General features: G+C 45.0%; 11 protein-coding genes. 4 read left to right on the top strand and 7 right to left on the bottom strand.

The features are described 5' to 3' along the window. Positions 1-152 precede the first annotated feature (152 nt). The gene (locus tag TOI97_RS12155; protein WP_321554401.1) at positions 153-398 is read left to right on the top strand and encodes a CoA transferase; all 246 of its coding nucleotides are present in this window, start codon (positions 153-155) and stop codon (positions 396-398) included. A 53-nt stretch (positions 399-451) separates the two neighbouring features. On the opposite strand, the gene TOI97_RS12150 is transcribed toward TOI97_RS12155, so the two are convergent. Next, positions 452-2317: a cation:proton antiporter gene (locus TOI97_RS12150; protein WP_321554400.1), complete on the bottom strand. Its 1866-nt coding sequence runs from the start codon at positions 2315-2317 to the stop codon at positions 452-454. 545 nt (positions 2318-2862) lie between these two features. After that, positions 2863-3129 carry a HigA family addiction module antitoxin gene (locus TOI97_RS12145; protein WP_321554399.1) on the bottom strand — a complete coding sequence of 89 codons (267 nt, stop codon included), beginning with the start codon at positions 3127-3129 and terminating at the stop codon, positions 2863-2865. Between the two features lie 670 nt (positions 3130-3799). Here TOI97_RS12145 and TOI97_RS12140 point away from each other — a divergent pair. Continuing rightward, entirely contained in the window at positions 3800-4375 is a 576-nt protein-coding gene (locus tag TOI97_RS12140) for a M23 family metallopeptidase (RefSeq protein ID WP_321554398.1), read from the top strand. Between the two features lie 193 nt (positions 4376-4568). On the opposite strand, the gene TOI97_RS12135 is transcribed toward TOI97_RS12140, so the two are convergent. Together TOI97_RS12135 and TOI97_RS12130 are read right to left on the bottom strand one after the other, a co-directional pair. Continuing rightward, entirely contained in the window at positions 4569-5981 is a 1413-nt protein-coding gene (locus tag TOI97_RS12135; RefSeq protein WP_321554397.1) for a Cu(+)/Ag(+) sensor histidine kinase, read from the bottom strand. A gap of 3 nt (positions 5982-5984) precedes the next feature. Then, entirely contained in the window at positions 5985-6668 is a 684-nt protein-coding gene (locus TOI97_RS12130) for a heavy metal response regulator transcription factor (protein ID WP_321554396.1), read from the bottom strand. Between the two features lie 218 nt (positions 6669-6886). Between TOI97_RS12130 and TOI97_RS12125 the strand changes: the two genes are divergently transcribed. Then, complete coding sequence (locus TOI97_RS12125) at positions 6887-7471, top strand: cupredoxin domain-containing protein (RefSeq protein ID WP_321554395.1); 585 nt, start codon at positions 6887-6889, stop codon at positions 7469-7471. Positions 7472-7531: 60 nt separating this feature from the next. Then, positions 7532-8014, top strand: coding sequence for a c-type cytochrome (locus TOI97_RS12120; protein WP_321554394.1), 483 nt, complete (start codon positions 7532-7534; stop codon positions 8012-8014). Positions 8015-8038: 24 nt separating this feature from the next. Here TOI97_RS12120 and TOI97_RS12115 read toward each other — a convergent pair whose 3' ends face one another. From TOI97_RS12115 to TOI97_RS12105, 3 genes are all read right to left on the bottom strand, one after another. After that, the gene (locus tag TOI97_RS12115; RefSeq protein WP_321554393.1) at positions 8039-8590 is read right to left on the bottom strand and encodes a YqiA/YcfP family alpha/beta fold hydrolase; all 552 of its coding nucleotides are present in this window, start codon (positions 8588-8590) and stop codon (positions 8039-8041) included. Positions 8591-8744: 154 nt separating this feature from the next. After that, complete coding sequence (locus TOI97_RS12110; RefSeq protein WP_321554392.1) at positions 8745-10010, bottom strand: vWA domain-containing protein; 1266 nt, start codon at positions 10008-10010, stop codon at positions 8745-8747. A gap of 63 nt (positions 10011-10073) precedes the next feature. Beyond that, positions 10074-10568 carry a hypothetical protein gene (locus tag TOI97_RS12105; RefSeq protein ID WP_321554391.1) on the bottom strand — a complete coding sequence of 165 codons (495 nt, stop codon included), beginning with the start codon at positions 10566-10568 and terminating at the stop codon, positions 10074-10076. Positions 10569-10570: the final 2 nt, after the last annotated feature.

The raw sequence follows: 10570 nt of genomic DNA, 5'->3' as shown, positions 1-10570 counted from the left end.
AATGTATTGCTGCCAGAACTGCTGGCGTTCTTGTGAAGTCATCACCAATACCCCTTTCAAAAAGACAGGTATTAGTGTGAGGCGGTATAATGCGCGATGATAGATGCTGATTTAAGGGCGCTTACGCTTTTTCTTAGGTACAGAGCTCTGTATTGAGCATGGCAGAAGCCTGTCAGCACCCACAAATCAAAGCCCGCAATATGATAGTAGAGGTGTCACATCCTCAACAAGGTCAGCAACAACAAATTGGATGCCCCATTAAGTTTTCAGGCTATCAAACACAATACCACCAAACCGGCAGTACAATGGGAGCTGATGGCCAACACATATTGCAAGATCTTGGTTTGAACGAGCAACAAATTAACAATTTAATCGCCCAAGGCGCAGTAAAACTCTAGCTTTACCTTGAACCTGTGTCACCCTGCATTACGAATGACACAGGTTCACACTCTTAACTTAAAGCTTTACCATTATTGGTTTTCTCAGCCTCTTTTGACTCTTTAATCTCTTTGCGCTCTTCAGCGGTTTTGCCTGGTACTAAACTGATTAAAGTTGAATCTTCTTTCGGCTCTAAATCTGCCATAGACTTGATCGGGGTGATGTGCTTTTTACCATCTAAAACAAAAAGCACCAAAGCTTGTCCTTGATGTCTTTCGAGAAAATCTGCATAAGTAAAAGCCTCACTGAGTTGAGTCGTTTTCACGGTAAAACCTTGGCTTACCATACTGGCCAGCTTGGCAAAACTCACCCCGTCAAACAATCCACGAGTGCGCTGAACCTTCTCTCCTGGCTTATAACGTGCTAGCTGATCCTGTTCACCTTCTGACAAGCTATACACGCTGTTATGGTCACCAAACCAATCAAGGAAGTGATAGGTTGCTAAAGAATTCATTTGCTTATACGGCGAGATCACCAATAAATTGCCAATGCCTGTTAAATCCAACTGATTGGCTGCATGCTCAGATACTGGATTCCCAAAGTACACCTGCAAATTTTCCATACGTGCTTGACGCACGTTCTCCCAGTTTGGGTCAGCCAGTACAACAGGAACTTCTTGGTTACCCAACTCTGTAGCAATCATCCGTGCGACGGGGTTAGCCCCTAAAATTAAAAAGCCAAACGCCGAAGGCTGGGCGACTCCTAATAACTGAGCTAAGGGTCGAGCGGTCAAGCTTTGCACAACTACAGTAGCAATAATTAGCATAAAGACTAAGGGCACTAAAGCTTCGCCTCCCTCAAATCCATTATTATGCAACTGGAAAGCAAATAACGCTGAAACCGCTGCTGCAACAATACCACGCGGCGCAATCCAGCTTAAAAACACCTTTTCCCGCCAATCTAGATTGGTACCAATGGCTGCAATAAAGATACTTAAAGGACGTGCTACCAACATCAAAATTGCCAGTAATAAAGCAACCCCCCACCCCAATTCAGCAATTGCAGAGAACTCAATACGTGCCGCTAAAATAATAAATAATGCTGAAATCAACAGTACACTTAAAGACTCTTTAAACTCCAGAATGCTTTCCACCTCCACTTGCTTCATGTTCGCCATCCAAACCCCCATGATGGTTACCGTCAACAGGCCGGATTCGTGGGCAATTTCATTTGATAAAGCATAAACACCAAGCATAAAAGTTAAGGTACCTGCGTTGTGCAAATACTGTGGAATCCAGTGCTTACGTAGCACCTGCCCATTCAAATAACCAGCTGTTGCACCTAACACCGTACCTACAACCAAAGTGGTAGTGAAAATATATAAAGAATGACCAAAGACGTTACCCTGCCCCCAAGACACAATACCCTCATAAACCAACACCGCCAACAAAGCGCCTATAGGGTCAATAATAATGCCCTCCCACTGCAGGATATTGGCCAACTTGGCACTTGGTCTCACCGAGCGCAACAAAGGTGCAATCACTGTTGGCCCTGTAACGACTGAAATCGCGCCAAATAATAAGGATATTTCCCACGAAATGTCCAAAATCCAGTGTGCGGCCAACGTTCCAATCACACCGGTAACAATGGAACCTATAGGAATCAAATTGCGTACCATATTGCCGTGGCCGCGAATCTCAGAAAAGCGCAGGGTTAAACTGCCCTCAAATAAGATAATTGCCACCGCAAGCGACACCATAGGAAACAACAGGTCACCAAATAAAGCATTCGGGTTGAGGTAATTGAATACCGGGCCACAGGCAATACCTGCCGCCAGTAAAAATACAATTGCAGGCATCCTGACACGCCACGCTAACCATTGGCAAAACAGCGACAATACGCCAATTGAAGCAAGCAATAACACAGTGCTAACGGCCATATATTTAAATTCCATTCAAAGAAAATATCACTGCAGGATTGTACGCAGACTGCGTTGGCCTAAACACCAAACATAAAATAAATTTAATCAAGCGCCCCACGCATCTAGCACATCCTCTCAAATCGCGAGATCAACTGTCACTGTTAATTTAGAGTATCTAAGTATTACAGCACAATCATAGTGTTGACGTTCACCTGACTTACTAAATAGCGCCTCATACATATTTTTGAAGGCCAGTATCAGACCTGACTACACTAGAAAAATGAACCAGCAAAAATGCCTCATGAGCGAAGTGGTCTACAATATACAGCTCTGCCCGAACACAACAACACGTAGTGTTTGCAATCAAAGCAAGCATCGCGGTGACTGCCCAGCACACGCTTATCCAAAAGCGATTCAGGCATATTCAGCGAGGAAGGGCACAGCAAATTACTTAAGAATCAATACAACTTAAAGTGTTTGCTCTGCTGCTCAATAGACTGATGCTCGCTTTGAGAAGACGAGCCTCAGGTAGCTTTAGCTAACTAGAAATTGCGAAGCAAATGTTAATACCAATCATGTCCCTGACTGATTTGCCAGAGATCGTAAGCATTTTGCATGCTAAGCCATTGATCTGCAGTTGGGTTGCCAAACGCCAACTCTAAACGCAAGGCAATATCAGGTGTAATGGCTAATTGCTTATTTAACATTTTAGACAGTGCTTCATCTGTAATATCTAAATGATAAGCGGCATGAGTTAAACTGATTCCTAAGGTATCAAAGATGAGTTCTTTAAGGACTTCGCTAGGATGTACTGGATTATACATCAACATTGATAGCCTCCTGAGCTGAGGATAAACCTTGCAACATATCAATTTTCTTACGAGCCAATACTTTAGTCATAAAACACCACACCTGACCATCCACTTAACCACTTTTTATCTTTAAAATACTTTGCGTGCTAGTCACCCCACACGAGACAGCATCTTATGTTGCAATTGTGTCCTACATACATTATTGACATCCTCTCCGACCTAAAGGACGAGAATTCCAACTACTAAAGGGCCACTCCAACCTCGAGCATGTTTCACGCCGCGTTTATATCGCGATCCCAAGGGTTTACACGACCTTGATAGGGCACACTTTTCAATCGAAATAAGCCTAATGTTGCAGCTTTCAATGACGGCAATAAAAATTTGAATCGATGCACTTTGAATACCGTTAGTCACAAAAACTAAGAAAAAATTCCTTTTTTTGCAGATTTAAATAGATAGACTCTGTAGACTATCTTTCGTTATAGATTTGACTCATATCTCATATGCAGTTGTCACAATCACAATATAATTAATAACTTTTCAGAGGCAGCACAGCTTCTAGAGTGCTGCCTTACTATTTTCAGATTAAACCTGTGCTTGACAAAGCATCGGATTTTAACAGCCAAGAAAACCTTAAATAACCATGCAGACACCCAATAAGTATCTACTGTTAATCTTAAGTCTTCTCATGCTTAAACCTGTCTTTGCTCACGAACGCAATGACTCGTCCCGCTTAAAAGCAGTGTACTCCGCCGCAGGCAAGCAAAGTCATGCCCAAGCGACACATTTTGACAGCCAACAACCTCTGTTTTTACTCACTCCGTTACCCAACACCTCTGCCACTTCTTCTTTTGGCTTACGCACCCACCCCATTAGCGGTAAAATCAAAGGCCATAAAGGGATTGACTACCCTGCCCCACAAGGCACCCCCATCCGCGCCACAGCCCATGGAAAAATATCTTTTATTGGCTCGCAAAGAGGTTACGGCAAGGTCATTTACATCAAACACTCTGGTGACTACTCCACTGTTTATGCTCACCAAAGTCGCTTTCATCAAGGTTTAAAAGTTGGCACAAAAGTTCAACGCGGACAAATCATTGGTTATGTCGGCAGAACAGGTGCTGCCACTGGCAACCATTTACATTACGAATTACGAGTCAATAACAGAGCTGTAGACCCTGTACGTGAAAAACAGCAATTACTCGCAACTTACGCACAGCGTGATGATGCGACTCACACTCAGCCTCGCTCAAGCTTCAACTGATTTCTGCACACGTAATAATCGTTTGCTGGAAATTACCGAACATTCGCTCACCTGCTCTATGCAACGGAATGCATTTTACATCCTACCTACGCTAAAGGACTGAGAGGGCGTCGAGAGTTTAACTTGGCCAATTAGTGTATTAGTGCCACTCTATTTTTCGAAATCGACTCAAACACTTGAACTACACACCCAATCATCCCACACTATCAAACGCTCGCGGCAACTCAATGCGAAACACTATTTGCTGGTCAATGTAATTGGCACTGACTCTACCGCCATGGGCCATCACAATGGATTTTACAATAGCCAAACCTAACCCAGCCCCAACTCCTTTGTGTTGGCGAGAGGGATCTGCACGGTAAAAGCGATCAAATAGTTTAGGCAAATGCTCAGGTGCAATCTCAGCGCTTGGATTTGCGACCTGAATCAGTACTCGATCACTCCCGTGCAATTCAAGAGTAACACTGACCCTTTCTCCTTCAGCGGTATACCGCATGGCATTCGCAAGCAAATTACTTAAAGCTCGACGCAACATGAGACGATTTCCATAGACCCAAACTGCGGGACCAGTACAGTCTAAAGTCACTGCACGCTCTTCCGCCCAAGCTTCAAAGTACTCAAAAAGCACCTGCACTTCTTCGGCCAAATTAACCTGTCCGTACTCTCCTTGCAGTTGCTGTTTTTCAGCTTGCGCTAGAAACAGCATATCACCCACCATTTTTGCCATACGCTCATATTCTTCTAAATTGGAATACAAGATCTCTCGATATTGCGCCACGTCTCGTGTTTGAGATAGGGCCACCTCGGTTTGTGTGCGCAAATTAGTAATCGGGGAGCGTAGCTCATGAGCAATGTCTGCAGAAAAATTAGATAAACGCTGAAAGCCCTCTTCAATACGGTCCAACATGTCATTAAAAGACACAGCCAACTCAGTTAGCTCTACCGGTACCGTAGTTGGAGCTAAGCGAATAGAAAGATGATCAGACTTAATCCTACGGATTTCACCACTGATCCGACGTAAAGGAGCATGCCCTTGATACACCGCAAACCAAGTAGCAAAAATTGCAATTAAACAAGCGACTAAAGTAATGAGTTTTAAGTAAATACGAAAATCTTCCAAATAATGCAGATGAAAATCGATATCTGTCGCAACCACAAGCAATAATGGTTGCCCACTAACAGCTACGCCCCCTGGCAACATTAAGACCGCCCCTCGGTAATGATGCCCTTGGTCCTGCCAATTGCTGACCGAATGAATATCCAACGCATCACTCACCCGTGATGTCTGTAAGAATCCACTCAAGTCACTGCCTGGAGTAGCGTAAATCACCTCACCAGAGGTTTTAGTGAGGTGAAATTGAGCATTGTGATGCCCTGATACTGCACTGGCCAAACGACGTTTAAGCTGCTCATTATTGGTTTGCGGCTCCACCAGTATCTGCGCAACAGCCTGCACCACTGCGGCGAGCTCATCCACATCTTGCTGCACAAAGTGCTGATCAATGGAACGTTCCACTATCCAACCAAAGACTAAAAGCACCACAACAATGACTGCCCCAATGGATACCGTTAAGCGCAACGCTAAAGATATAGGCCGGCGCTTCATGTATTAATCCTCACCGTTCACATCCAACATGTAGCCCATGCCACGCACGGTATGAATTAACTTAGGTACAAAATCATCATCTATTTTTGCTCGTAAACGTCGAATCGCAACATCAATAACGTTGGTATCACTATCAAAGTTCATGTCCCAAACTTGCGAAGCAATCAAGGATCGGGGCAGTACTTCACCTTGTCGGCGCACTAGAAGCTCTAACAAAGCAAACTCTTTATTGGTCAAGTTAATGCGCACACCATGCCGTTGCGCACGGCGACGTGGCAAATCTAGCAGCAAATCTGCCACCTGCAGTTGATCATTAAAAACTGGAGTCATGCCACGCCGTAACAAAGTACGTACCCGAGCCAATAATTCCGAAAACGCAAAGGGTTTAATCAGATAGTCATCGGCCCCTAAATCCAAACCTTTAACTCGGTCCTCTACACTGTCCCGTGCTGTTAAAAAAAGCACGGGAGTCGTCGCCTGAGCAGCGCGCAACGCTTGTACAATACGCCAGCCATCCACATCAGGCAGCATGACATCCAAAATGATCAGATCATATGGTTCCGTTAGGGCCAGATGGTGACCATCCAAACCTGTACGAGCGAGATCCACAACAAAACCTGACTCAGTTAAACCTTGTTGCAGGTAATCGCCCGTTTTGACTTCATCTTCAACCACTAACAATTTCATGGGTGCGCCTCATGGTGTACTGAGTTGAGCTATGCCCAAACGATGGACAACATAACTAGAAGGTATATAGCACTCCGACTCTAACCTGCTCCGACTGTCATCAAGATGACTCAAACATTACAAAAATGTAATGATCCCGTCATCCTGTAGAAAGCCACGTTAAAGTAAAGTACAGCCATACATTCATTACATCACCTTTAAATCCGTTGGAGAATATTATGCTAAGGACGTCACTCACATTACTGACTTTAAGTACCTTACCACTGTTGGCTTTGGCGGCAGGTGACAACACAACCGGCCACCATATGATGCCGCAATCTGCGCATGCAATGGGTAACATGCACCACGGTTCTACTGGTATGCACGGTACACACATGCAGCATAGCGAACATATGGCACAAACAAGTGGACATCATCACGAGCAACTGCATGCCTATGGCAAACCCGGTGATCCAGCCAAAGTCGACCGCACCATTGAAATGAGTATGGACGACACCATGCGCTTCACCCCCAGTAACATCGATATCCAAGCTGGTGAAATCATTCGCTTTGCAATTAAAAATACTGGCCAGCTACCCCATGAAATGGTGATGGGCTCCCTAGCGGAACTCAAAGCCCACGCTCAAGAGATGTTGGCCATGCCTGACATGGAGCACCATGATGAGCCCAACATGCTCTCCTTAGAGCCCGGTCAAAGCGGCGAGTTAATTTGGCACTTTGATAAAGCTATTACGGTTGATTTTGCTTGCTTAATTCCAGGCCACACCGAAGCTGGTATGACAGGTAAAATTCACGTCAAATAATAAGCACCGCATCATACGGTGCTTGCATGCCCCTTACTGACAACCTATCGAGTCATAACGATGACAATAAGCGTTAAAACGATTATTTTCACTGCTGCGATTATCGGAGCTGTGGCACTGGCAACCCAGACCTTCATGAACAGCTCTACGGAAAGCGTCAACTGGACCTATATTGACCCTACCAATAAACAGCTGGTCGCTGAGGGGCAACCCATATACGCGGCACACTGCGCTACATGCCATGGTGTGAATTTAGAAGGTGAACCCAACTGGCGAACCCGTAAACCTAACGGGCGCTTACCCGCACCTCCACATGACGCCACTGGTCACACTTGGCACCACGCTGATGCGTTACTTATAGATATCACTCAGCATGGCTTAAGACCTGGCATTACTGCGCCCGTCGGTTATGTCAGTGATATGCCAGCTTACAAAGATCTACTTAGCACACATGAGATCCATGCTGTGCTGGCATATATTAAAAGCTCATGGCCCAAGCACGCAGTTGAGCAACAAAAAGCACTGACATTGCATAAACAATAAAAATTTAGCCGGCACAGTCTGTAATTACTGCGCCGGCTGTAGGTGCTCAGTGATAGGCGTCATTAATGATGAAATATCTTCAAAACGATGATCACCATAGTCACAACTGATAATAGGAATGTGTTTTTCTTGAGCAAATGCTTGTGTCAGCTGCGGAGGAATCACTGCATCATTATTACTGACGATAATCAAACTATTAGCTGCTGTATTAAAGTCAGGATAGGTGCTTACTTGCGCAACGGTCAACTCATAAACACTACCATCGTGGTTATGGTGCTTGCCCACATATTTCTTTAACGATTCGCTAGGTTGAATTGACGGGTTAATCGCTACACAGGGCACTTTTAACTGCGCGGCAATATGCGATGCAAGATACCCACCCATAGATGTTCCAACAACACCTTTAATGTTGCCTTGCTCTCGAACAAAAGCAAAGGTGCTACTTAATACGCTTGCAAAGCCTTCACTGTAATCAGGAGCAAAGGCTACCACCTTATCGATTTTTCCCAGCTCATCATATTTTTTGCTGATTCTTTTAACCGCTGATGCAAAACCATGCAGATATAAAATACTCATTCATACTCCTTATTGATTCACTCTCCCATATGGCTGGAAGCTTCTGTTATACATACTTGTGTCAAAGCAACTTAACACTTAGCTTTTAAATTGTGTAGTCACTAGCTTGTTTAGCGCAGCCTAATACGATTTAACACGTGCGAGCTAATCACGATCATTCCGCAGAGTGACATTCTCCATCCGCTAACTCTGCTACAGCCTGAACAAAAACCTCACTGATCTGTGCTATATCTTGTGTACTGTAAATGCGGCCACCTGTTGCTTGGGCTACACAATGTGATAAGCCATTGCCACTGACATCAACCACATTCACTTTTAAACGTGGCTGGCTCTGAGCTAACTGCTCACTGAGCGCACACACATCTTCACCGCAGCCATCCTCACCATCTATAAATAAGATAATCACAGCATCTGCATTGACGCCATCTACACTTGCTGCAGCATGCCTGAGACTGGCTGTCAGCGGTGTACCGTAGTCTGCTGCAATACCTTGTAAGGTTTGCATCAGTAGTGAACGCTGCGATGCATCATATAAACCATGATCTACCACGGTCTCACAACCTTGGAAAGTGATAAGACGAGTCGCAATGTCTGGATGTAGGCTCGCCAGCATTTCAGCATAAGCCCGCTTCGCCACTTGCTCTCGAGTCGGCTCACTCATAATGCGCATCAGATGGTCTAAATCCATCACACCAGGCACATCTCGACGCAACCATAGATATTCATCCTCAGCCGTAGCGTGAATATTGAGCGTCATAGAGCCTGAAGTATCGAATACTGTAACGAGCTCAGGTATAGGCTGCCCTGTTTGAGGCCGGCATGCATAACTGTCTATAGACGCCGGTATAGATTCTATCGTTTCAGCGGGTGGGGTAGACGCTGGCTGAGAATTTAAGCCACCTTTTTGCCAATACCAAAACAAAGCCAACACCGCAGCCAACAAAAGCAAGAGCAATAATAACAACCAAGGCCACCAGCGTCTTTTCTTCGCAGCATCTACCGGCACAGCTGTTGCCACTGCCTGCTTTACAGCAGATCGGTGCCAGTTCACCACTACAGGATGATTATCAATGCTATACAAGTGACTTAAATCACTTTCAGTAAGTCGCTCTCGAATCTGTTGAGCAGCCTCAGCTTGCCCTGAGCCATCCAATTCTGCAGCAATCTCTGCTAACGACTCTTTACGTTGTTCAAAAATCTTAAGCAGTCGGGCTTGCTGATCTGAAGACAACGCGGCCAAAGGAATCGCCTGCCCTCCAAGTGGTGACCACCATTCCACCAAACCATCACTGCCTTGTCTACACACTGCAAATAGTTGAGCTAAGTGCGGCGGACAAACCTCGTTGAGTATTTGGTTGCAGTTGTGTATACGGCTATCAAGCGATGAATAGGTTTCTGAGCTACGAACAATACGCTGCATAAACATGATCATTTAACCCTCAAAGCGGCAACACTGCTGTATTACCGCATGAGATACGCTCAGTCAGTAACCTAAGCTGAGTTCTAAGTGACTGATTTTTCGTTGTAGCTCAGCAAGTTCTTGCTGTTTGGCCTGAATACTGCGTGGGTCATGAGCACCTGATTGCTGTAAAGCAGCAACCTGCGTTTCAAGCTCAGAGATTTTTTGCAGCGTGTCGCTCTTATGCGCATATTTAGTTTTTAAGCGTCCTAATAACTGGTTCAAATTAGCTTGTAGCTTAGCCAGTTGCTGCTGCTGCCCGGCCAAATCTTGACGCACAGCTTTACGTTGCTCTTCAATCTCCACATAAATTGCATGGAACATGGCATTTTCAGCCCGTGCATCCAAAACCGCCTGTTCATTTTGTCTAACTTGACGCTGATAGCCACCACCTAGATCACAATTTAGCTTTTCTAACATACTAGGGTCAGTTTTAGTGGCGTCACAGTGACCTTGTGTTGCACAACCACTAAGCACCGCTGTACTCAACACCAAACAGCTTAAAACGATTTTTTTCATTG

The sequence above is a fragment of the Denitrificimonas halotolerans genome (assembly GCF_034259425.1).
Lineage (GTDB): Bacteria > Pseudomonadota > Gammaproteobacteria > Pseudomonadales > Pseudomonadaceae > Denitrificimonas > Denitrificimonas halotolerans.
The sequence above is the reverse complement of the archived record's forward strand: the minus strand, read 5'-3'. Positions and strand labels throughout refer to the sequence as shown.

Excerpts from the sequence above, each read along its gene's own strand:
- TOI97_RS12150 (WP_321554400.1), bottom strand. The coding sequence starts at position 2,317 with ATGGCCGTTAGCACTGTGTTATTGCTTGCTTCAATTGGCGTATTGTCG.
- TOI97_RS12105 (WP_321554391.1), bottom strand. The coding sequence starts at position 10,568 with ATGAAAAAAATCGTTTTAAGCTGTTTGGTGTTGAGTACAGCGGTGCTT.
- TOI97_RS12130 (WP_321554396.1), bottom strand. The coding sequence starts at position 6,668 with ATGAAATTGTTAGTGGTTGAAGATGAAGTCAAAACGGGCGATTACCTG.
- TOI97_RS12145 (WP_321554399.1), bottom strand. The coding sequence starts at position 3,129 with ATGTTGATGTATAATCCAGTACATCCTAGCGAAGTCCTTAAAGAACTC.
- TOI97_RS12115 (WP_321554393.1), bottom strand. The coding sequence starts at position 8,590 with ATGAGTATTTTATATCTGCATGGTTTTGCATCAGCGGTTAAAAGAATC.
- TOI97_RS12135 (WP_321554397.1), bottom strand. The coding sequence starts at position 5,981 with ATGAAGCGCCGGCCTATATCTTTAGCGTTGCGCTTAACGGTATCCATT.
- TOI97_RS12140 (WP_321554398.1), top strand. The coding sequence starts at position 3,800 with ATGCTTAAACCTGTCTTTGCTCACGAACGCAATGACTCGTCCCGCTTA.
- TOI97_RS12120 (WP_321554394.1), top strand. The coding sequence starts at position 7,532 with ATGACAATAAGCGTTAAAACGATTATTTTCACTGCTGCGATTATCGGA.
- TOI97_RS12125 (WP_321554395.1), top strand. The coding sequence starts at position 6,887 with ATGCTAAGGACGTCACTCACATTACTGACTTTAAGTACCTTACCACTG.
- TOI97_RS12110 (WP_321554392.1), bottom strand. The coding sequence starts at position 10,010 with ATGCAGCGTATTGTTCGTAGCTCAGAAACCTATTCATCGCTTGATAGC.